The organism is Micromonospora sp. U56, assembly GCF_018070095.1.
Lineage (GTDB): Bacteria > Actinomycetota > Actinomycetes > Mycobacteriales > Micromonosporaceae > Micromonospora > Micromonospora purpureochromogenes.
Window position 1 is genome coordinate 1 of record NZ_JAGPYL010000033.1, and the last position, 21,317, is coordinate 21,317.

The 21,317-nt window shown below is 69.7% G+C and carries 25 protein-coding genes; 14 read left to right on the forward strand and 11 right to left on the reverse strand.

Annotated elements, in window-relative coordinates:
* Positions 1-155: 155 nt before the first annotated feature.
* The 3 genes from KBX37_RS13950 to KBX37_RS13960 form a co-directional block, all read right to left on the reverse strand.
* Positions 156-1,616, reverse strand: coding sequence for an MFS transporter (locus tag KBX37_RS13950; protein ID WP_307849064.1), 1,461 nt, complete (start codon positions 1,614-1,616; stop codon positions 156-158).
* 148 nt (positions 1,617-1,764) lie between these two features.
* Positions 1,765-2,214 (reverse strand): recombinase family protein, encoded by a 450-nt coding sequence (locus tag KBX37_RS13955; protein ID WP_210776319.1) that lies wholly within the window; start codon positions 2,212-2,214, stop codon positions 1,765-1,767.
* A 373-nt stretch (positions 2,215-2,587) separates the two neighbouring features.
* Complete coding sequence (locus KBX37_RS13960) at positions 2,588-3,826, reverse strand: MFS transporter (protein WP_247657978.1); 1,239 nt, start codon at positions 3,824-3,826, stop codon at positions 2,588-2,590.
* Positions 3,827-4,196: 370 nt separating this feature from the next.
* On the opposite strand from KBX37_RS13960, the gene KBX37_RS13965 reads away from it, so the two are divergent.
* Positions 4,197-4,394, forward strand: coding sequence for a hypothetical protein (locus tag KBX37_RS13965; protein ID WP_210776320.1), 198 nt, complete (start codon positions 4,197-4,199; stop codon positions 4,392-4,394).
* Between the two features lie 567 nt (positions 4,395-4,961).
* Here KBX37_RS13965 and KBX37_RS34445 read toward each other — a convergent pair.
* On the reverse strand, positions 4,962-5,279 hold the full coding sequence (locus KBX37_RS34445; protein WP_247657980.1) for a DUF2637 domain-containing protein: 318 nt from the start codon (positions 5,277-5,279) through the stop codon (positions 4,962-4,964).
* Positions 5,276-5,668 carry a hypothetical protein gene (locus tag KBX37_RS13975; protein WP_210776321.1) on the reverse strand — a complete coding sequence of 131 codons (393 nt, stop codon included), beginning with the start codon at positions 5,666-5,668 and terminating at the stop codon, positions 5,276-5,278. Before KBX37_RS13975 ends, KBX37_RS34445 begins: the two co-directional genes overlap by 4 nt.
* Positions 5,669-6,189: 521 nt before the next feature.
* Here KBX37_RS13975 and KBX37_RS13980 point away from each other — a divergent pair.
* The 5 genes from KBX37_RS13980 (at position 6,190) to KBX37_RS14000 (ending at position 11,079) form a co-directional block, all read left to right on the forward strand.
* On the forward strand, positions 6,190-6,951 hold the full coding sequence (locus tag KBX37_RS13980; RefSeq protein ID WP_210776322.1) for an ABC transporter permease: 762 nt from the start codon (positions 6,190-6,192) through the stop codon (positions 6,949-6,951).
* Positions 6,948-8,189, forward strand: coding sequence for a betaine/proline/choline family ABC transporter ATP-binding protein (locus tag KBX37_RS13985; protein WP_210776323.1), 1,242 nt, complete (start codon positions 6,948-6,950; stop codon positions 8,187-8,189). Before KBX37_RS13980 ends, KBX37_RS13985 begins: the two co-directional genes overlap by 4 nt.
* Positions 8,186-8,968 carry an ABC transporter permease gene (locus KBX37_RS13990; RefSeq protein ID WP_210776324.1) on the forward strand — a complete coding sequence of 261 codons (783 nt, stop codon included), beginning with the start codon at positions 8,186-8,188 and terminating at the stop codon, positions 8,966-8,968. The genes KBX37_RS13985 and KBX37_RS13990 overlap by 4 nt, the downstream gene beginning before the upstream one ends.
* A 61-nt stretch (positions 8,969-9,029) precedes the next feature.
* Entirely contained in the window at positions 9,030-10,013 is a 984-nt protein-coding gene (locus KBX37_RS13995) for a glycine betaine ABC transporter substrate-binding protein (protein WP_210776325.1), read from the forward strand.
* Between the two features lie 373 nt (positions 10,014-10,386).
* Positions 10,387-11,079, forward strand: coding sequence for a suppressor of fused domain protein (locus KBX37_RS14000; protein ID WP_210776326.1), 693 nt, complete (start codon positions 10,387-10,389; stop codon positions 11,077-11,079).
* Positions 11,080-11,200: 121 nt separating this feature from the next.
* Here KBX37_RS14000 and KBX37_RS14005 read toward each other — a convergent pair whose 3' ends face one another.
* Complete coding sequence (locus KBX37_RS14005; RefSeq protein WP_210776327.1) at positions 11,201-11,959, reverse strand: AAA family ATPase; 759 nt, start codon at positions 11,957-11,959, stop codon at positions 11,201-11,203.
* A 180-nt stretch (positions 11,960-12,139) separates the two neighbouring features.
* Here KBX37_RS14005 and KBX37_RS14010 point away from each other — a divergent pair, with 180 nt between their 5' ends.
* Positions 12,140-13,033, forward strand: coding sequence for an endonuclease/exonuclease/phosphatase family protein (locus tag KBX37_RS14010; protein ID WP_210776328.1), 894 nt, complete (start codon positions 12,140-12,142; stop codon positions 13,031-13,033).
* A gap of 127 nt (positions 13,034-13,160) precedes the next feature.
* On the opposite strand, the gene KBX37_RS14015 is transcribed toward KBX37_RS14010, so the two are convergent.
* Entirely contained in the window at positions 13,161-13,736 is a 576-nt protein-coding gene (locus KBX37_RS14015) for a TetR/AcrR family transcriptional regulator (protein WP_210776329.1), read from the reverse strand.
* A gap of 190 nt (positions 13,737-13,926) precedes the next feature.
* Here KBX37_RS14015 and KBX37_RS14020 point away from each other — a divergent pair, with 190 nt between their 5' ends.
* Positions 13,927-14,646: a hypothetical protein gene (locus KBX37_RS14020; RefSeq protein WP_210776330.1), complete on the forward strand. Its 720-nt coding sequence runs from the start codon at positions 13,927-13,929 to the stop codon at positions 14,644-14,646.
* Between the two features lie 116 nt (positions 14,647-14,762).
* Here the strand turns inward: KBX37_RS14020 and KBX37_RS14025 are convergent, their stop codons facing one another.
* The gene (locus KBX37_RS14025; RefSeq protein ID WP_210776331.1) at positions 14,763-14,972 is read right to left on the reverse strand and encodes a hypothetical protein; all 210 of its coding nucleotides are present in this window, start codon (positions 14,970-14,972) and stop codon (positions 14,763-14,765) included.
* A gap of 316 nt (positions 14,973-15,288) precedes the next feature.
* Here KBX37_RS14025 and KBX37_RS14030 point away from each other — a divergent pair, with 316 nt between their 5' ends.
* The 5 genes from KBX37_RS14030 (at position 15,289) to KBX37_RS14050 (ending at position 18,909) form a co-directional block, all read left to right on the forward strand.
* Complete coding sequence (locus KBX37_RS14030; protein ID WP_210776332.1) at positions 15,289-16,092, forward strand: class I SAM-dependent methyltransferase; 804 nt, start codon at positions 15,289-15,291, stop codon at positions 16,090-16,092.
* A gap of 56 nt (positions 16,093-16,148) precedes the next feature.
* The gene (locus tag KBX37_RS14035) at positions 16,149-16,526 is read left to right on the forward strand and encodes a hypothetical protein (protein ID WP_210776361.1); all 378 of its coding nucleotides are present in this window, start codon (positions 16,149-16,151) and stop codon (positions 16,524-16,526) included.
* Positions 16,527-16,610: 84 nt separating this feature from the next.
* The gene (locus KBX37_RS14040) at positions 16,611-17,165 is read left to right on the forward strand and encodes a Uma2 family endonuclease (RefSeq protein WP_210776333.1); all 555 of its coding nucleotides are present in this window, start codon (positions 16,611-16,613) and stop codon (positions 17,163-17,165) included.
* Positions 17,166-17,602: 437 nt separating this feature from the next.
* The gene (locus KBX37_RS14045; protein WP_210776334.1) at positions 17,603-17,872 is read left to right on the forward strand and encodes a hypothetical protein; all 270 of its coding nucleotides are present in this window, start codon (positions 17,603-17,605) and stop codon (positions 17,870-17,872) included.
* Positions 17,872-18,909, forward strand: a complete 1,038-nt coding sequence (locus KBX37_RS14050) for a hypothetical protein (protein ID WP_210776335.1) — start codon at positions 17,872-17,874, stop codon at positions 18,907-18,909. The genes KBX37_RS14045 and KBX37_RS14050 overlap by 1 nt, the downstream gene beginning before the upstream one ends.
* An 81-nt stretch (positions 18,910-18,990) precedes the next feature.
* Here the strand turns inward: KBX37_RS14050 and KBX37_RS14055 are convergent, their stop codons facing one another.
* Together KBX37_RS14055 and KBX37_RS14060 are read right to left on the reverse strand one after the other, a co-directional pair.
* On the reverse strand, positions 18,991-19,533 hold the full coding sequence (locus KBX37_RS14055) for an SRPBCC family protein (RefSeq protein ID WP_210776336.1): 543 nt from the start codon (positions 19,531-19,533) through the stop codon (positions 18,991-18,993).
* A 2-nt stretch (positions 19,534-19,535) separates the two neighbouring features.
* Positions 19,536-19,841 (reverse strand): helix-turn-helix transcriptional regulator, encoded by a 306-nt coding sequence (locus KBX37_RS14060; protein ID WP_210776337.1) that lies wholly within the window; start codon positions 19,839-19,841, stop codon positions 19,536-19,538.
* Positions 19,842-19,937: 96 nt separating this feature from the next.
* Here KBX37_RS14060 and KBX37_RS14065 point away from each other — a divergent pair, with 96 nt between their 5' ends.
* Complete coding sequence (locus KBX37_RS14065) at positions 19,938-20,867, forward strand: LLM class F420-dependent oxidoreductase (protein ID WP_210776338.1); 930 nt, start codon at positions 19,938-19,940, stop codon at positions 20,865-20,867.
* Between the two features lie 3 nt (positions 20,868-20,870).
* Here KBX37_RS14065 and KBX37_RS14070 read toward each other — a convergent pair whose 3' ends face one another.
* Complete coding sequence (locus KBX37_RS14070) at positions 20,871-21,269, reverse strand: hypothetical protein (protein WP_210776339.1); 399 nt, start codon at positions 21,267-21,269, stop codon at positions 20,871-20,873.
* Positions 21,270-21,317: the final 48 nt, after the last annotated feature.

Below are 21,317 nucleotides of genomic sequence, written 5' to 3' on the forward strand. Positions count from 1 at the left end.
CCAGCGTCAGACAAACTGACGGACTCGAAGTTCCAAGGAAGGTCGACGTCGGCGGGCGACCACCGCCGATTTTCACGCACGGCACGGGCGTCGCGACAGAGTCATCGGGGACAAACTGACGGTGCGGCTGGCCCCGAGGAAGTCTTGCTGCCGGGTTAGGCGCGGGCTGCTGATTCGGCGGGCGTGGTGGCAGGGTCGTCATCCGGTCCACCGTCGGGTGACGGGGCCTGCGCTCTGTCGGCAGCGCGGGCGGGAGCTACCGCCTGTAGCCGGCGGACGTCCCGGCTGGCCAGCATGCCGAGGACGGCGAGCACCACCAACGTGGCGAGGATCAGCAGCGTGTCGCGGGTGCCGATGGCCGCGGCGACCGGTCCGACCGCCACCTGTCCGAGTGGGATGGCCACCCAGGACCCCAACATGTCGTAGGAGTAGACGCGGGCCAGTCGGTCGGCCGGGATGTGTTGCGCGATTGACGTGTCCCAGGCGACGGCGAACTGTTCGACGGCGATGCCGACCGCCAGTCCGGCCGCAAGGAGTACGACGATGGTGGGCGCCAGGGCCAGCCCCAACAGTAGGAACGACTCGGCGAACATGCAGGCCACCCCGAGCAGCAGCAGCCGGCGCACCCGGATCCGCAGTGCGATCAAGCCGCCCACGACCATTCCGGCGGTCTCGGCCGCCAGCACCACGCCCCAGGCGCTACGGCCGATCGTGTCGTCCGCGACTGCCGGGCCGAGCACGTTCACGCCGCCGGCGAGGGCCGCGTTGAGGATCATGAAGCCGAGCACGACCACCCAGACCCAGGTTCGCGCGGTGAACTCGGTCCAGCCCTCGCGGAGGTCGGCGACGATGCTCGTGCGGGTGCTCGTCGCTGCCGGGGCAGCGACCCGGACTCCGGTGAACGCCATTGCCGCGATAGCGAAGGTGAGCGCGTCGACGGCGAGGCCCCAGCCGGGCCCGACGGCGGCCACCAGGAGGCCACCGAGCGCGGCCCCGCCGATCATGCCCGCGTTGATGCCGAGCCGGATGATCGCGTTGGCCGGCTGGATCAGCTCCGGCGGCACGGTCTGCGGCGTCGCGGCGGCCGAGGCTGGCTGGGCCAGAGCGCTCACGATGCCGTTGGCTGCACCGAGCGCCAGCAACAGCGGGATCGTCGCCGTGCCGGTAAGCACCAGGGCGGCCACCGCCGCCTGGGTCAGCGCACCAAGCACATTGGAGCCGACCAGGACCAGCCGGCGCGGAATCCGGTCGGCCACCACCCCACCGAAGAGTACGAACAACACGGTCATCAGCGATCTCGCGCCGACCACCAGGCCCAGGTCGCGCACCGAGCCGGTCAGATCGAGGACGGCGAAGGCCAGCGCGATGGGCGCGACACCGTTGCCAAGCATGTTGACCAGCCGACCAGCAGCGAGGTAGCGGAACGCGCCATACCGCAGCGGAGCCAGCATTAGTCCTCCATCGGGAACAGGACAACGAAGGTCCAAGTAAGCGGTGATCGACGCACGGGTGGTGGAAGGGACAGGCGTAATGATCGGCTTACCGTGCCGTCCGGTCGAGTGATTCTTTCGACAGCAGAAGTGACCGCGCAATTGCGTAGCCGGCACCACCGCCACTAGACACCTGGCAGCCTCCTGACCCTGAGCGGTCCGCATCTAGTCCGCAAGAGGTCTGCAGACGGCGGGGGAGCGGTGAGAGATGTCGAGAGGCATCTCCGCTGCTAGACCCTTGGTTGACCAGGTCGACGGGGCGGGCATCTTGATCTCATAATCCCTCGTTCGAGTCCCGCCCGCCCCACCGACCGCACCATTGTGCGAACCGGTGAACTCTTCGAGGTGCCCCGTCCGTTTCGGGCGTGACGAGGTCGAGGAGGTCGGCGACGCTGCGGCTGAATCGGTCGAGTCGGTAGACGAGTAGGACGTCGTAGAGGCCGGCTTTCGCGGCGTGGAGTGCTTTCTTTAGTCCGGGGCGTTCGGTGGTGGCGCCGGAGGCGTCGTCTTCGTAGTCGGCGACGATCGTCCAGCCCGGCTGGGAGGCGACGTACTTTTCGAGGGCAGCGCGTTGGGCGTCGAGGGAGAAGGGTTGGTGTTCGTCGTCGGTGGAGCGGCGGACGTAGATGCAGACCCGGCTCGGGCCGGCGGGCCGTTCGGTATCGGTAGTGGGTTGGGCGCGCCAGCCGCGCCGTCGGGGTGGGGCGAGGGGTGGGGCTGCCATGCGGCGAGTCGTCCTTCGAGATCGAGGGGCCCGGAGCCGCTGGCGACCTGGTGCGGGCCGCCAGCGGTTCGGGCGCCTACAGGATGAGGTCGGGGTGGTCGTCGACGTCCGCCCGGGGACGTCCGTTGTGCGGAAGAGGGTTGGGAAGCCACAGCGGCAACGGCGGCCTCGGCGGCCGACCAGGTGAGCACATCGCGCAGGATCAGCACCGCCCGCTGCCGCGCGGGCAGGTGCTGCACGCGGAGTCGTCACTGGGACACGACCGCCATCGGCGCCGGCGCGATGAGGCATGGCCGCCCTCTCGCCGATACCCGACGGAAACCCCCTCCTGCCGCTTGCGTCGAAGCCCGTAACGCTCAAACCAGGGCGGTGGTCAGCCGGGTGACGTCCTGCCAGCCCTGCGCAGCCCGAGCAGGGCGACCACGGCGAGGAGGATGACGGCGACGGAGTACTCGTTGGCGGTCCGGGGCAGGCCGCCGGCGTAGACCACGAGGAAGCCGGCAATGACGGTGGGCAGGCCGAAGCCGACGTAGCAGACGATGTAGAGCAGGGAGAGCACGCTGGCGCGTTCGTGCGCCTCCACGAGCGGCATGACCGTCTTGAGGCTGCCCTGGAAACCGCCACCGAAGCCGACGCCCCCAAGCGCGAGGCCGACGAAGAAGCCAGGGATGGATTCGGCGGTGACCGAGATCAGCGTGATGATCATGCCCAGGATGAGGGCGGCAATTCCGATGAGCATCACGGTCCGTGCGGCGGCGTTGCGCAGCAGGAGAATGGTGGCGGATTGGAAGACGGCGAAGACGAAGACGACCAGACCGCCGACCACGATCGAGGTGGCCATGAGGGCGCGCACGAGCGCCGGGCCGAGCGCGCCGAAGAATCCGGCCAGCGCCCAGACGGCGAAGAGCACCGGAGCGACGACCAGTAGCGGCCCGCGCACGGCGCGCGGCAGCGCGATCTCCGGCCGCAGACTCTGCAGCGCTCCCTTCATCGGCGTGACCGTTTCCCGCATCAGCACGACCCCGACGCCTTGGACCAGCAGGATGCCGAGCAGAACGGCGTACACCAGTCGGGTGGGCGCGGGCAGGTACTGGATGAGCAGCGCCGAAAGCAGGGCACCGGTGCCGTACCCAATACCGGGGGCGATCGAGTTCGTGAGCGTGCCGCGGTAGCGGTTGATGTCGAGCATGGCGGCACCAACGGCGCCGGTGGCGGCGCCGGCCGCGAGCCCCTGTACGACGCGGGCGGCCAACAGCGCCGACACGCCGTTGGCGAAGATGAAGATGACCAGCGAGATCATCTGGACCGCGATCGCGACGAGCAGGACCGGTCGCCGCCCGACGTGGTCGGACAGCTTGCCGAACGTGAGCAGGGAGGCCAGCACCGCGAGGGCGTAGACGGCGAACACCATGGTGGTCGTGATCGGCGAGAAGTGCCAGCGCGCCTGGTAGATCTCGTAGAGGGGGGTCGGGGCTGTCGACGAGGCCACGAAGGAGACGAGGATCGAGGCGAGCAGAAACAGGGCGACATCCGGCGAGATCCGCCGTTGTCCGGCGATACTCATCAGACGTCCCCCTCGTGAACCGCAAGCAGCGTCCGGCAGCGTCGCCATGGACGCGCTCCTGCTGACATGCCGCAGCGGATTGCCCGGTGCGAGCCCCCTCACACGCGATATGGACTGGCCCCGACACGCCAGGCTCACCGGTTTGCCGTCAGCCATCACCGACTCCACTGGCGAATTTGTGGACTAGGCGTTGACCTGGGGCTTCTCGGCCTGGCTGGGGTGGTGTGGGGCGTTGGGGCACGATGGTGACCCTGCTGGTTAATTGGTGTCCTGATTGGAGCTGTCGGCGTGGCTGCTGCCGGTTGATGTTGGTCGAGGGCACGGGCGGGGGCGGCCATGACACGGTCTCGATCGGCGCGGATCCGCCTGATCGCGGCCCGGTCGCTTTCGCTGTCGCGGCCGTAGAATCGGTGCCTTGATGTCGATGCAGCCGCAGTCCCGGCCGCAGCCGTCGCCGGAGATCACCGCGGCGGTATTGGCGATGTACCGGGGCCGGTGTGCTCCGTTGCCGGTGGTGATCCGGGATGAGTTGGGTGAGCTGTTCGCCGATGAGCAGTTCGCGGCCGGGTTCGGGGTGCGGCACGGCCCCGGCGCTGTTCGGGAGCGTCCGGTTTGATCATGGTTTGTTAGATGCCGTAGGCGGCGAAGGTGTCGGTGCGGTCGTGGAAGCGACGAGAAAACTCTTGCACTCCCAAACCGGCTCCTGTCAGATTCTGCGAACTCCTCAACTTCGTGATCTTGCAACATTCAGCCGAAAGTCTGATGGATGAAAGTGATAAGAGAGGCGAAACGGAGATTCTCGGAAAGGCTGCTCCATGGGTCGTCCGACACCTTCAAGACCCATCTGCTCGCTGTCCGGCATCCTCAGCGTTGACCGCAGCAAGGCGTCGGACATGACCTTCGGACACGCCGGCGGCCAGACCCAACTCCGCCAGGCTGGCCTGCGGACGCTCGGCACGCAGCCGGGCTACGACATCTGCCGTCCGCTCCGCGCGCCCCGTCACCCGCTTACGTCGCGCGGTGCGCCGCCGCAGAGGCACCGATACCTGATCCGCCGTCGGATCGTCGGCGACCCCGGCCTGCTGCGCTCGCTTCGCCTCAGTCATGGAGCCCGACGGGCGCGACTGCGGTGGCGGCGCAAACGCAGCGTCGAAGGTAGGCAGCTGCTGCGGACGGGCGGCGTCTAATGGCACGCCGCCACGATCCGCGCTCCGAGGCTTGGCTCGGCGGCGGCGATGTTCGCCGCCACGCTGGCCGCCACCCCGACCGCGAACGCCGTCCGGGCCGACCAGCGCACCCTCCGACCGGCGCGTTTGTCCTCGACCATGGCCGCCGACGCGACGACGAGCATCCCGTCGACCGACAGCGGCAGCACATAGGCGACCTCGGGACGCTCCCCGAACCTCAACGCCACGGCCACCATATGACTCCACGACGACCAGGCAGCAATCCCGGCCACCGCCACCGTGCTCACGTCTCGGGCAAGCCGGGTCGGCGTCATCGGACCACCCCCAGCCCGAGCCGTCGCTCGATGGCCCGGACCTCGACGGGATCCACGGCCGGACGTCCGCCGATGTCCAGCCGCGTTTGGACACTGACCCACCGCTGCCACCGCCGGACGACTTCGCTGACGTCGAGGCCGGTGGCATCGGCGATGTCCGCCAGGTCCGCGCCCGCCCGTAGAGCGGCGTGGATCACCGAGGGTTGCCAGCGAGTCCACCAGGACACCACCGCAGCGGACAACGCCAGCTCCGTCAGTGCCTCATCGCGACCGAATGCCGCCGTCCGAACGACGGCATGGTCGTGAAGATCGAGAAGGAGCTTGAACGGGTTGATCTCTTCCGCATCGGCGAACCGTACCGGCGGTTCGGTCGGTCGAGCCGGGTTCATCGGGCACCGCCCAACGCCCGTGAGCTGGGCAAACTCAGTGGTAGTGGATCACCGGCGATCGTGGCGGTGTGGTTCGCATGGTGGTACCTCCGGCCCACTTCGATCCCTCATTCAAAACGCCATGGAGCCGCGCCCCGGGTCGCCGAGCAGATGGCAGTCACCTGGCGCCGCCCACATCGATGTCACGCTGTCGCAGCATCGGACATCCAGGCTCTGGTCCGGGGCCGGCCGAACTGACCAGGAGTCCATGGCGTACCGTGGCACCCCGCATGATCGCCTGTACACAAGTTTCTGTACGGAAGGAGGAGACGGACGAGCTGGTGGTGCGCCCAACCCTGTGTCGCTCGGCGTGCCCGTCAGAACTTCCCCGCTGATTTCTCCAACCCACTCCACGTCCCACACGGAGGGCCTTTGCCGGACGCCTACGCCCGAAATGTGATGGCCAACCGGCCATGGCAGGTCCAGCACCCTCGCGGCCATCTCTGGCCGGGGGCCTGCCAGCCGCCGAGAGGACGTGTCAGATGACCTTTTTCGAATATCTGGAAAGCCGCCGTGACCTGCTGGTCGCCCAGACCATCGAGCACGCCACGATCGTGCTGATGGCGATAGCGCTGGCGACGCTCATCGGCATGTCCATCGCCGTCCTCACCTACCGCCACCGCCGTGCCCGGGGGATCGCCGTCGCGGTCGCCGCAACTGTGCTGACCATTCCCTCCTTCGCGTTGCTCGGCCTGCTGATCACGCCGCTGGGCCTGGGGTACCTCCCCGCGTTGGTCGCGCTGACCCTTTATGCCCTGTTGCCGATCATCCGTAACACGGTGGTGGGACTGACCGAGATCGACCCCGCGCTGACCGAGGCCGCCCGCGGCATCGGGATGAGCTGGGTACGGTCGCTGTGCACGGTCGAGATACCGTTGGCCTGGCCGGTCATCCTGACCGGTATCCGGGTCTCCACCCAGATGACGATGGGCATCGCGGCGATCGCCGCGTACGTCGGCGGGCCGGGCCTGGGCAACCAGATCTTCTCCGGCCTGGCCAACCTCGGCGGCGTCAATTCGCTGAACCAGGCCCTGATCGGCACGCTCGGCGTGGTCGTCCTCGCCCTCGTCGTGGACCTCTGCCTGGGCCTGCTCGGTGTGCTGACCCGGGGCAACCGGGGCAACCGGCGGCCCCGCTCGCGGTCAACCGCGCCGTTAACCGCCGGGCAACCGAACTCCGCCACGGCGCTCGCCGGCACGCCGTCCTTCGCGGCCCCGTCCACCCCTCAGGGAGGCCAACGATGACCGCTGACGTGATGATCGAACTGCAACAGGTCAGCAAGCTCTACCGGGGACAGAAGACCCCTGCGGTCGAGGACGTCTCGATGACCATCCGGCGCGGCGAGATCGTCGTGCTGGTCGGCCCTTCCGGCTGCGGCAAGACCACCACCATGAAGATGATCAATCGATTGATTGAGCCCAGCTCCGGGCGGATCATGGTGGACGGATCCGACGTCACCTCGCTCAACCCGACCGAGCTGCGCCGGCGCATCGGGTACGTCATCCAGCAGGTCGGGCTCTTCCCGCACATGAGCGTGGCGACCAACGTCGGGTTGGTGCCGAGGATGCTCGGTTGGGACCGCAAGCGAATCGACGCCCGGGTGGACGAGCTGCTGCACCTGGTCGGGCTGGAGCCCGGCCAGTACCGGCACCGCCTGCCCAGCCAGCTTTCGGGCGGCCAGCAACAGCGCGTCGGGGTTGTCCGGGCGCTGGCTGCCGATCCGCCGGTGATGCTGATGGACGAGCCGTTCGGCGCCACCGATCCGTTGACCCGGGACCGGCTGCAGAACGAGTTCCTCCGGCTGCAGGAGAAGCTGCAGAAGACCATCGTCTTCGTCACCCACGACTTCGACGAGGCGATCAAGATGGGCAGCCGCATCGCGGTGCTCGGCGACCGGTCGAGCATCCGCCAGTTCGACACCCCCGAGCGGCTGCTGAGCAATCCCGTGGACAAGACGGTGGCCCAGTTCATCGGTGCCGGCGCCTCACTCAAGCAGCTCAACCTGCGGCGGGTCGACGCGGTCGACTGGGACGAGGCCGAGTTGGTCCGGCTGGATGACTCGCCGGCATCGGCGCTGCGCCGGTTGGACGAGACCGGTGAGTGGGCCGTACTGAGCGTCGACAGCGAGCGGCGTCCCGTGCATTGGATCACCGCTCGGGACCTGGATCCGCATCAGGACAACCTGCGCGGGATCGGCGGACCGGCCACCGTGGTGGAACCCCGTGCCACGCTGCACGACGCGCTCGACGCGATGCTCAGCAGCAGCAGTGGTGCTGCCGTGGTGGTCGACGACGCCGGCCGGTACCGCGGCACCGTGACCATCGACCGGCTGATGCGGGCGATCGGTGAGATGCGCGAGACCGAGCGGCGCCGCGATCAGCCGGTGTCGGAGGCGCCGGAGACAGCGGACGGGCCGAGAGTCGATGCGATGCCCGGGCAGCGCCGTGGCGCCCGGTCGGCGGCGGATCGGCAGACGCCATGAGTGTGGGTACCGTCGGCTCCGGTCAGCTCGCGGACGCCCCGCCATCGCGGTGGCGGCCTCTGCTGCGCCGGCATGCGACCATGCCGCTGGTGCTCGCGGCGGCGCTGCTCGCCACGTACCTCTGGGTGGGCTCGCTTGCCCTCGACGACATCGAGCGACGCTCGCTCAACGCCGGGCACCTGTTCCGGGTGACCGGCCAGCACGTCTCGATCTCCGCGATGACCGCCCTGCTGGTGGTGGTGATCGCGGTCAGCGCCGGCGTCCTGCTCACCCGCCCGGCGCTGCGCTGGCTGGCACCGTTCGTCACCGCTCTGGCCAACATCGGCCAGGCGACGCCGGCCATCGGGCTGCTGGTGCTGCTCAGTATCTGGCTGGGCATCGGCGCCGGCACCGCGTTGATCGGGCTGGTGGCCTATGCCGTGTTGCCCGTGCTGCGTAACACGATCGCCGGGATCAACCAGGTCGACCGGCATCTGATCGAGGCGGGTCGGGGCATCGGCATGTCCCCGCTCGCGGTGCTGCTCCGGGTCGAGTTGCCGCTGGCGGTACCGGTGATTTTCGCCGGCGTACGCACCGCGCTCGTGCTCGCGGTCGGGGTCGCCACGCTCGCCACCTTCATCGACGCGGGCGGACTCGGCGGATTGATCGTGACCGGGATCAAGCTTCAGCGTGATCCCGTCCTGATCACCGGTGCGGTACTCACCGCCGCTCTCGCCCTGACGCTGGACTGGCTCGGCGGTGTGATCGCCGATCTGCTCCGGCCGCCCGGGCTCGACTGATTCGCAGATCATCCACATCCCCTTTCCCCAACCGACGCCCCGTGCGTCGTGGAGGCCGTCAATGCGTACCCAAACACCCCTTGCCCGGCTGGCCGCCGGCACCGCACTCGTCGCGCTGGCACTGACCGGTTGCTCGGTCACCACGCAGGACTCCGGCGGGGAGGTGGCGGTCGGAGCGGGGTCGATCAAGAAGGACGACGCGCTCGCCGGCCAGACGCTCGTGGTCGGCTCCAAGGACTTCACCGAGAACATCGTTTTCGGTCACATCACCATGCTGGCGCTGAAGGCGGCGGGCGCGAACGTGACCGACAAGACCAACATCAAGGGGTCGGTCAACGTCCGCAAGGGACTGCTCGCCGGCGAGATCGATGTGTACTGGGAGTACACCGGCACCGCCTGGATCACCTACCTGAACCACACCGATCCGATCCCGGACTCCCGTCAGCAGTACGACGCGGTGGTCAAGGAGGACAAGGAGAAGAACCAGGTCGTCTGGGGTGGCATCGCGCCGGCCAACAACACCTACGCGTTGGCGGTGCGTGCGGAGAAGGCCAAGGAGTGGAACCTGCGGACCCTGTCCGACCTCGCGGCGTTCGCCAAGAGCAAGCCGGCCGACGCGACTTTCTGCCTGGAGAGCGAGTTCGCCGGACGGAACGACGGGTGGCCCGGCCTGACGAAGATGTACGACATGAACCTGCCGAAGTCCAACATCAGGACCGTCGACACCGGAGTCGTCTACACCGAGACGAAGAAGGGCGAGTCCTGCAACTTCGGTGAGGTGTTCACCACCGACGGCCGGATCAGCAACCTCAACCTGGTGGTGCTGGAGGACGACAAGAGCTTCTTCCCGATCTACAACCCGGCGCTGACGGTCAACGGCGCGACGGCCGCCAAGTACCCGAGCCTGACCAAGATCCTTGAACCGATCACGGCCAAGCTCGACGACGACACCATCCGCAAGCTCAACGAGCGCGTGGACGTCAAGGGCGAGCCGGTGGCGCAGGTCGCCGCGGACTGGTTGAAGGAAGAGGGCTTCATCGCCTGATCTTCCGCGCGACCGCGAGCGGCTCCCCGGACCCGGAGAGCCGCTCGTGGTCGTACCTGTCCAGGTCGATGGTTTGGTCGCCGCCAAGTCCGGTCCACCTACGCCAGGTGACGAATGACCCTGGGCACTCGTGCCGCTCGACTGATCGTCGCCGCCTGACGACGGAGCTCGGGCGTTCATCGGCCTTCCTGGTCCGATCCAGCGGAAGTGGAGTTCCGGCGATCGTGGCGGGGTGGTTCGCATGGTGGTAACGCCGTCGGTCCGCACTGAGTCCGCAGCAGCGCGAGCCGCCGCACGGGCATCGGGTTCACCGACGAAGTTCGGATCCGCCACGTCGACCTGATCGATGGATTGTGGCCTAGGCTGGGTCGTCATGAACGAGCCGCGCGGGTCAGGAGTCCTCCGTCATCAGCCGTTGCATGACGGGTTCGTACCGGCGCAAGGGCAGCAGCAGGGCTTCGCCGAGGCCATCGACCGGCACATCGAGGAACACTTCGGGCCTGTCGAGTTCGTCTACCACGAGGTTGCGTCGCACCTGGTCGGCGTGCATGTCTATGTCGTGGCACCGACCGAGAAACGCCCCTATCGGACGCTGATCACGTCTGGGATGAGTGAGCTGCCGATGACGGTCCCCGAGGGCCATGGCCCGTACGCCGAACTGATGCTCTGCCTGCCGGCCGACTGGCCGCTGACTCGGCTGACCGGGCTGGATGACGACCCGGCCGGCTGGCCGGTGCGAGTCCTCAAGCAGGTGGCCCGGCTGCCGCACGAGTATGGGACCTGGATCGGCGAATGGCATTCCGTGCCGAACGGCGATCCCGCGCAGCCGTACGCTACGGACTCCCCGTTCGCCGGAGTCGTTGTCACGCCGATGCTGCGTGTGCTGCCCGAGGCTCGCACGATCGCGGGCCCCGGTGGCATTCAGATCGCGTTGCTCGCGCTGATTCCGCTGCACCCGGAGGAGATAGCGGTCAAGGTCGAACGCGGCACAGGCGCACTCATCGAAGTGCTCGACCGTGGCCGCGTCACCGAATTGCTGGAGCCGCGCCGGCCCTCGTACGCCTGACGGTTCGATCCTGCACGTACCGACCTAAAGATCACCGTGCGGGCCTGTGCCGCGATCCCTCTTCAAAGATCGGCTGAGCGGCGGACGCCGCGGGACGACTGTCTGCGTACTGATGGTTCGCTCAACTCCGCCGGAGCGATTCCACCGACTGGCCAGGACGCCAGTTACCTGCGGGCTCCGGTCGATGGTTCGTTGCTGGCTCACTCGGTAACGAGCCGTCTCCCGTTCGCGACGGGCCAAGCAGGGCGAGGACTGCTGCCACGATCGTCTCGATGGCCGGAGCTGCATGGTCTGAGGTGTCGATCTCAACGACGGCGTCGACGCCCTCCGGCGGTTCGAAGATCGACCGTTTCATCTCACCCCGCTGGAACAGGGATAGGAGCTGCTGGTCAATGGTCCCGCCATCGGCAGCCCGAGCGCCAAGTCGCCGGCCGATGACCGCCTCCTGGGCGACGACGTGAACAGCCAGCACTCGGGTGCCACCTGCGAGCAGCACGCCCAGCAGCTCGCGGGACAACACCGAGGACTCCACGACGAAGCTCACCCCTGAGGCCGCGAGCAGCCGGATTGCGTCGACCATCACGGCCTCGGCCCGGCGGCTGACGGGACCACCGGCAACGTGGAAGTCCGGGTCGAGCCGGACCCGCCCGTCCTCGGCGACGGAGGCGGAGGACAGCCCCAGGCCTGTCTTGATCTCATCGCGGGTCAGGAACGGGATACCGAATCGGCCAGCCGTTGCAGAGGCAATGGTGGTCTTCCCGGCTCCCGGACACCCGCAGACAGCAATCACCACCGGCCGTTCCCTCACCAACATCCGCCGATCCTGGCAGACCCGCAGGCACGCTGTCGACGTGCCGAGCGTGAGCACCCAGGGCGTCACGGGCCATCCATGGGCCAGTAGCGGCGGCCGGCAGCGGTCATGAGCGGTCACCAGGGGCGAGTAGCTTCGCCGTTGGGCGCAGGCGTTCTGGGCATCACGACCGGTTGAGCAGCTCTTCCAACTGAAGCTACAGGCGCCATCCCGATTGCCGGGGCGCGGCATTGGGCACAGGATGGCGGGATGTCCGAGAAGCCTGTCAGCCTGCGGGTGCTCACGCTGAATGCCCTTGCGCCCTTCTTCGCCGACTGGCCACGCCGTCGGGCGGTGCTCGTTGACGGGCTGCGCGAATTGCGGCCGGACGTGGTGGCCCTGCAGGAGGTGGCTGGCGGCGGGGACTTGGACGAGGCCGGTGGCCTGCTCGGGCCGGACTATTACCTCGTACCGCACCCGGGGCGGTCGGCCGACGGAGTCGGAGCCGTGCTGGGCAGCCGGTGGCCGATGCGTACCGTCGGGGTTGTCGACCTGCATGTCACCCCGCGCACCGCGGCGCTGCCGTGGAGTGCCGCCGTCGTGGTGGAGGTCGCGGTGCCGCCGCCGCTGGGACCGGTACTCGTCGCGCACCACAAGCCGACCTGGCAGTACGACGCCGAGTACGAGCGGGAACTGCAGGCGGTGTGGACGGCCCGGTACATTGAGGAACTCGTTGCCGAGCGGCGGTCCGAACCGCTCGACCCGGACGGTCCGGACACCGAGCCGCACGTGGTACTGCTGGGCGACTTCGATGCGGCACCCGACGCTGCGAGCGTCCGGTTCTGGACCGGCCGGCAGTCGCTGGCTGGCATCAGCGTCTGTTACCAGGACTGCTGGACGGCGATTCGTCGTGAGGAGCCGGGGCACACCTTCTCGCCGGACAATCCGCTGATCCAGGCCGGGCTGATGCCGCTGGACCGGGGGCGGCGGATCGACTACGTCCTGGTCCGGTGCGGCCCGCACGGGTCAACCCTCGACGTGATGGACTGCCGGCGGGTATTCGCCGAACCGGTTGACGGGGTGTGGGCGAGCGACCACTTCGGGGTACTCGCGGACCTGCGCCTTCCACCGCACCCGCCGGGTACCTGGATGGAGATCCGCTAGCGGTCCGCAGTCGGTCCGCGGCCCGTTCTTCTCACCGTTCCCGCACCGGCGCGGTGTGACTGGCGGGCCTGGTACGCCGGCCGCGGCCGCATGCCTAATCTTCAGCAGCCCGCCACAGCGGCACGCTTCAGACCGGCGCAAGCAAGGTGTCGAATACGGAGAAGAAAGTGTCGAAGGCGGCGGGGGAGCGGTCGGTACGCGCCCGGATGAGCGTGCCTTCCCAGGCGTTGACGAGGAAGCCGGCGGTGACCTCGGGGTCGACGTCGGCACGGATCGTCCCGGCACGCTGCGCCTCGGCCAGGGTTGTCGCGATGAGGCCGGCCCACGTGTCGAGGCTGTGCCGTACGGCGTCCCGGATGGCGTCCCGGTGGTCGACGATCTCGGTGCCGAAGTTGCCGTACAGGCAGCCGCGGTGGTATCCGTATCGGACGACCTCGTCGCGGAGGAACTCGAAGTGCGCCCGGAGCCGCTGCACCGGCGGGACCGAGCTGTCGGTGAGGTCCTCGAGCCGGCGTCCGGCGCCGTACCGCTCCAGCGCCACGATGGCGAGGGCTTCCTTGCTCTCGAAGTGGTTGTAGAACGACCCCTTCGGTACGCCGGCCGCCTGGGTGATGTCGTTGACGCCGGCGGCGTTGTATCCGCGGGCGTGGAACCGGTCGAGCGCGGCCGTGACGATCTCTTCGCGCGTGCTCTTCCTGGCCAAGACGGACCACCTCCCGGGGCAAATATGACCGGTCGTCTTGGCCGCGTCAAGCCCACGGTCATGTGATTCAGCGCTCGTTGCCGCTTCTAAGACGACCGGTCATATTCAACCTCTGGCCGGGTAACCAGCGCCTGGTCAACCGGGTGGCTACCCCGGGACGACGGATCTACATCACCGAGGAGAATTGATCGTGAGCGACCTTACGAACGCCGTCATCGAGGCCCACGGCGGCCTGGACCGCTATCAGCAGTTCAGCTCGGCCACGGCCCACTTCCGCTCCGGCGGAGCGCTGTGGGCCATCAAGGGCCAGGAGGGGATCTTCGACCAGGCTGCCGTACGGGTCGACCTGCGCCGACAGCACGCCAGTCACTTCCCCTTCAAGGCACCTGACCTGCACACCTCGTTCACCGCTCAGCGAGTGGCCGTGGAGAGCGACACCGGCGAGGTGAAGGCCGAGCGCCTCAACCCCCGTGCCTCCTTTGCCGGCCACGTCCTCGAAACCCCCTGGGACGACCTGGACGTCGCCTACTTCGCCGGCTACGCCATGTGGACGTACCTGACGTCCCCGTTCACCTTCGCGAGGCCCGACTTCCAGACCGAGGAGCTGTCTCCCGTGACCGAGGAGGGGGAGACCTGGAACCGTCTCAAGGTCGTCTTCCCCGAGGACATCGCCACCCACTCCCGGGAGCAGACGTTCTACTTCGATCAGGACGGGCTGCTGCGCAGGCACGACTACACGGCCGAGGTCCTCAACGCCGGGCCGGCCGCGCACTATTGCTCGGACCACAAGGAGTTCGGCGGCATCATGGTCCCGACCCGGCGGCGCGTCTACCCGCTGTCTGAGGACGGAACCGCGGTGCGCGACATCGAGCTCGTCACCATCGACATCGACAATGTGGTGTTCGCCTGACGCCGGATAGCCGCTGATGTCCCCCTGCCGCGCTTTCTCGGTCAGGGGGACTATCGGGTTCGACGCGGCCCGTCGAAGGACAGTGCGAGCCCAGCTCGTCGCGTTCGGCTAGGAGATCAATGCCGCCGGTACCTGGTGGCGTCGGTCAACGCGCTCAATCGGTAGCGCAGCACCCGGGCCTGCCCGATCGACAACACCACCCGGTGAGCGGTGGTGGACACCGTCGCCGTCAACGCCACGACCGGTCCGGCCGCCGGGTGAGTCGTCTGCACCAGCCCCACGGTGAGGATCGACGCCTCGGGCCGATTGGTGTCGACATCAGCCACCCGCGACCGGTGTTCCCCGCGCTGGTGGCACCCGGCGGCATGCCGTGTGATGCGGTGGGGGAGCGGTAGCCGCCGGGGCGAGCTCGGACGAATCATCGACGCCGACGAATGACGCGTCCGGAGCTGCGGTGCTGGAAAACATTAACAAACTTCTATCTAGAGGCCCATACCTTTCGTTCATAGATGCAAAAGTTCGATAACACCCTGCGGAAGTTCGCGGGATACCTCCGCTTGTGCACAAAAGGTCCACGGTGGACATCCGCGGATCGCTGCCGGGAGCGCGCCGGCAGCGGCGTACCGCCCGTATGGTGTCCGCATGGCGCGCGAGGTATGGGCCGACGGTGCCGCGTACGAGGCGTACGTGGGCCGGTGGAGTCGCCTCGTGGCGGCGGAGTTCGTGGCCGGGCTGGACCTGCCGCCCGGACTGCGCTGGCTGGACGTGGGCTGCGGCACCGGCGCGCTGACCTCGACGGTGCTGGCCCGCACCGAGCCGGCCCGGGTGGACGGCGTCGACCCCTCCGAGGGCTTCGTGGCGCACGCCCGTACCCGGGTCGACGACCCGCGGGTGGTCTTTTACGTCGGCGACGCCCGCTCGCTGCCGCTGCCCGATGCCGCCGTCGACGTCGTCGTCAGCGGCCTGGCGCTCAACTTCGTGCCCGACCCGGCGCGCGCCGTGGCGGAGTTCGCCCGCGTCCTCGCTCCGGGCGGCGTGGCCGCCGCCTACGTCTGGGACTACGCCGAGGGCATGGTGATGATGCGCCACTTCTGGGACGCCGCGGTGGCGCGCGACCCGGCGGCGGCGGAGCTTGACGAAGGTCGCCGCTACCCGCTGTGCCAACCGGAGCCGCTACGCGCGCTCTGGGCCGGTGCCGGGTTCCGCGACGTGACCGTGCGGCCCGTCGAGGTGCCCACCGCCTTCGCCAACTTCGCCGACTACTGGACGCCGTTCCTCGATGGGCAGGGACCCGCGCCCGGCTACGTCAGCTCGCTCGCCGAGCCGGACCGGGCCGAGCTGCGGGAGCTGCTGCGCGCCCGGGTGCCGACCGGACCGGACGCCGCCATCCGACTCACCGCCCGCGCCTGGGCGGTCCGGGGGACCGCACCGACACCCCGATCGTGAGTACGAATGCTCATCCGCGACGCGGTCCGTACCGCGAGGATCGGGGCGTGAACAGCATGACACGCGCCCTCCTCGCCGCCCTCGTCCTCGCCGCCGCGGCGGTCGCCACCTGGTGGGCCTGGCTGGGGTGGGACACCGGCTACACCACCGACCCCGAGACGGGCGCCGTCAGCGGGCCCTACCAGCCGTGGCAGGTGGCCGGCTGCGTGCTCACCCTTGCCCTGGTCGCCGCCCTCGCCGGCTGGCGGCTCCGGCCGTGGCTGGTCGCCCCGGTGCTGACGGTCGCTTTCACCGCCGCCTGGACGGTGCACGCCGCCTCGACCGACGACAGCGGGCTGTGGGCGGTGGGGGCGGTGCTGGTGCTGGTCGGCACGGGGCTCGGGACGACGGTGGTGAGCGGAGTCGCCCACCTGCTGCGGCGCCGGCGGGGCTGACGGACGGGATGCCGCAAGCGCCGCCGTCGTGGCTGAGTGTCGCGCTGACCGGGTCGGCGTCGCTCGTCGCCTAGGATGGGACTCATGAGCGCTGAGGCCGTCGGCATGCACATGCCCGCTGTCGTCACGCTCGACGACGTCGCGGCGATGAACGCCGCCGACCCCAACGGTCATCGCTACGAGACGAGCCCCGAGGGGGTCCTGTCGGTCATGCCGCCGCCCGACTCGGAACACGCGATGATCGCCAGTCGCCTCTTCGCCTGGCTGATCATGGCCGGGTGGCCCGCCGAGCAGGTGCTCCAGGCGGCCGGCGTGCGCATTCCCGGGCCGGACGGCGACGGCGGCCGGATCCCCGACCTGACCGTGTGGCGCAAGCCCCCACCTCGCGGAGTCTGGTCGGCGGTGGCCGACGTCGCCCTGGTGATCGAGATCGTCTCGCCCGGCTCGGAGGCCATGGACTCCGTGACGAAGGTCCGGGAGTACGCCACGGCGCGCATCCCTCAGTACTGGGTGGTGGACCGGGACGGCGGACAGACCGTCACGCTGCACCGGCTCACCGGGCAGGGCGGGTACGAGGAGCGGGCGCGAATGCCGCTGGCCTGGCTGCTGCAGACGTCGCCCGCCGACCACCTCGACTGAGCCGGCACCCACACGCCCCCGCCGGGGTCGCAATCGGCCACCCGGCCAACCCCGGGGACGGATAGCCGACAGGACGCCGTACCCCCTTCCGACGCATTGTTTATGCAGGTGGAGAGGCTGCGGATGGCGGGCCACATCCCATCCCTCACCCCGACGGCGACAGCACGGTCGCCGTCGGACGCCGCCATCGCCGGGCTCGGCCCGGCCGTCCCGGCGGACACGGCCGCGCCGGTCCGACCGCGCCCACGGCCACGTCGCGTCCCGGTGGACCCCGTCCCGGGCGCCCGGGCCGGGGTCAGCTCCCACAGGACAAGGACGTCACCACCTCCGGTCGACGCCGTCGCGCGTCCGCTCCGCCCTGACCGGCGGCAGTCCCGCGCCTCGACCGGGCGCACCGGCGACAGCCGGGCGTACGAGCAAGGAAGGAGGGGGCGGACATGGCCGCTCCCACCGTCACCGCGAGCCTGAACGCCGCGACCTATTCCCCCGGCGACCAGATGACCCTCACGGTCACCTACGGCGACCCGGACACCAGGCCCCTCACCGTCACCGTGGTGGTGACCGACGCGCAGGGCAACAGCAGCGCCCCGGTCAAGGTCACCGCCGTCATCGACCCGCTCACCCTCACCGTCACCGACGACTCCGGGCGTACCTGGACCCGGGCGTCGGACAACGGGTCGGTGGCCGTCTACCGGGCGGTGGCGTGATGCCCCGGGTCACCGTGACCGTCCGCGACAACGGCGGGCGCACCGCCACCGCGACCGCCGACTACGCCCTCGCCCCACCGGTCCTCGGCGGCTACTACCTGGCGGGCAACGCCGACCCGACGGCCGACATGGCCGGCGGCAACTTCCGCTCGCTGACCCAGTACCGCAGCTTCGCCGACGGCTACATTTTCCCGGGCTACAACAAGCCCTGGCTGCTCAGCCTCGGCCGCAGCGGGTTCGCGATCAACATGGTGCTGGAGCTGAAGCACTACGGCGTCGCCACCACGGCGGCACAGACCTTCGCCGTGGACGGCGTCAGTTACACCGTCCCGGCGCCGGCGATGACCATCCAGCAGCGTCCCGGGACGACCTGGCCGAAGGCCTACGGGTACGGCCAGGTGCTCGCCGGGCTCTGCGACGGCCTCTTCGCCCGGGCGCTGTCGCAGTACCGGACGATGGGCTTCGGGGTGAACATCCAGCTCGCCTCCGAGCTGGACACCGACCACGAGTTCGGCACCACCGAGTCCGGAGTGTCGTACGGCTGGGCGGAGTCGGACGCCCGCGCGGTGCGGGCGATGACCTACATCGTGAACTGGTTCCGGGCCCGCGCGCTGCCGGCCGGCACCACCTTCTCCGTCGGGTCGGGCGGCTTCGACCGGGCCTGCTTCCAGCGCACCCACCCGGAGTCGCTGATGGCCAAGCTGGACTTCCTCCAGTGGAACGCCTACGCCACCGACCCGAGCCACACCGCGCTCGCCCGGTTCCGCCGGGCGAAGGACTGGGCGGTCGCCGACCTCGGGCCGGTGGCGCTCTCCCGTCCCGTGATCATCGCCGAGTGGGGGGTACGGGCCGCCGAGATCCCCGACCAGGCGGCCTGGATCGCCACCGTGCCGGCGGCCATCGCCCGGCTCAACAGCGAGCGCGGCCCGCGCATCGTCCGGACCAACTACTTCAACTCCAGCTGGGGCACCCTGGCGCCCCGCACCGACGGGCTCGCGGCGCTGCGGGCGGCGTACGCGACCAGGCCGTACGTCTGACGGGGGCCGGCGGCGTCGGCACCCGGCGCCGCCGGCGCTACCACCGGGACGTGCGGGTTCCGGCGGGACGGGTACGGCGGATCAGGGGCGGTCCGGCTGCCCGCCGAGACGGTCGGCGTACGTGTCGCGCAGCTCGGCCCAGCCGAAGTCCTTCGCCTCCGCGCCCCGGATCGGACCCACCGGGTCGCCGGCCAGCAGGTGGTCGGCGACGTCGAGGCAGAGGTGCCAGCCGGCGGCCACCATCGGCAGCATCCCCCGCTCGGCGAGGGTGTGTCGCAGCAGCAACCGGGTGCCGGTGCCGGACGGGGTCAGCTCCCAGCGGAGCAGATCGTCACCCCAGGTGTACTCGAGCAGGTGGGGTGGCTCGGCCCGGCGTACCGTCGCGGGTTGCGGCACGGCCGTGTCGCCGTCGACCACAGTGAGCGTCGCGGTGCCCGGGGCGCCGAGGTCGCGGTCGGCCAGGAACGGCGCCCACTCGGCCAGCCGGGCCGGGTCGGTCAGCGCCGACCACACCTTCTCCGGCGCGTGCCGCAGCTCCCGGACGAACAGCAGGGTCCACCGGTCGCCGGCGGGCTCGGCCTCGATCTCGGCCGGCGGGCCGGGGCGGAACGAGTCGCGGTCCATGGTCACTCCTTGTCGAGGTGGCGCTCCAGGGCGTCCAGGTGCGCGGTCCACACTTCGCGGTACGGCGCGAGCCAGCCGTCCACGGCGCGGAACGGGCGTACGTCGATGCGGTAGATGCGGTGCTGGGCGGCCGTGCGGCAGGAGACGAAGCCGGCCTCGCGCAGCACCTTGAGGTGCTTGGAGACGGCCGGCTGGCTCATGCCCAGCACGTCGACCAGCTCGCCGACGCTGCACTCCGAGCGGCGCAGCGCGTCGAGGATCCGGCGTCGGGTCGGCTCGGCCAGCACGGCGAAGGCGTCGACGGACACCGCAATAATATGCCCCCTCGGTCATATGCCGGTCAAGTAATGGAGGCTCGTCCAGGATCGGAGGCGACGGCGCCGCCGCCTCCATATGCTCGGCACATGGAACTGCGGATCTTCACCGAACCCCAGCAGGGCGCAGGCTACGACCAGCTGCTCGCCGTGGCCCGCGCCGTCGAGGACGCCGGGTACGGCGCCTTCTTCCGCTCCGACCACTACCTGAAGATGGGCTCGGTGAGCGGGGAGCCGGGGCCGACCGACGCCTGGACCACGCTGGCCGGCCTGGCCCGCGACACCTCCCGGATCCGGCTCGGCACGCTGATGACCGCGGCGACCTTCCGGCTGCCCGGCCCGCTCGCCATCACCGTGGCGCAGGTCGACCAGATGAGCGGCGGCCGGGTCGAGCTGGGCATCGGCACCGGCTGGTACGCCGACGAGCACACCGCGTACGGCATCCCGTTCCCGCCGCTCGGGGAGCGGTTCGCGCGGCTGGAGGAGCAGCTGGCGGTCATCACCGGGCTCTGGGAGACCCCGGTCGGCAAGACCTTCGACCACCCCGGGACGTACTACCCGGTCACCGACTCGCCGGCGCTGCCCAAGCCGGTGCAGCAACCGCGCCCGCCGATCCTGCTCGGCGGGATGGGGCCGAAGCGCACCCCGCGCCTGGCCGCCCGCTACGCCGACGAGTTCAACCTGCCCTTCGCCTCGATCGAGGACACCGTCGCGCAGATCGCCCGAGTGCGGGCGGCGTGCGCGGCCATCGACCGTGACCCGGCCACCATGCGCTGGTCCAACGCCCTGGTGCTCTGCTGCGGGCGCGACGAGGCCGAGGTCGCCCGCCGGGCCGAGGCGATCGGTCGGGAGCCCGCCGAGCTGCGCGAGAACGGCCTCGCCGGCACCCCGGCCGAACTGGTCGACAAGATCGGCCGGTACGCCGACGCCGGCAGCGAGCGGATCTACCTCCAGCTGCTGGACCTCACCGACCTGGACCACCTGGAGCTGGTCGCCGCCGAGGTGATGCCGCAGCTCTGAGGGTCAGCGCGCTCGCAGGCCGCCCGGCTCGCGCAGCACGGTGTCCAGCCGGCCGTCCCGGTCGCTGTCCAGATAGGTGATGTCCGGGACGCCGTCACCGTCCAGGTCGAACTGCACCACGTCGGCGATCCCGTCGCCGTCCAGGTCGGTGACCACCTGGGTCGACCCGTCCACGTGGTGGGTGACGATCGAGACCGAACCCGGCCCGGCCGCGCGCGGCGGCGGGCCGGGGGTCGGCGGGGTGGGCTCCGGCTCGGGCGTGGGCGGCGGCACCGGCTCGGTCCGATCCGGGTACGCCGCCGGCGGCGTGCTCGTCGGCTCCAGGCCCATGCCGGTCGGGTCGATCTCCTCCTCCGACGGGTAGACGTCGCCGTGCAGAGTGGGGTCGCGGTAGCTGCTCATCCACCCATTGTTCCCATGGACGCCGTCGACAAGCGTGCCGGATGATGC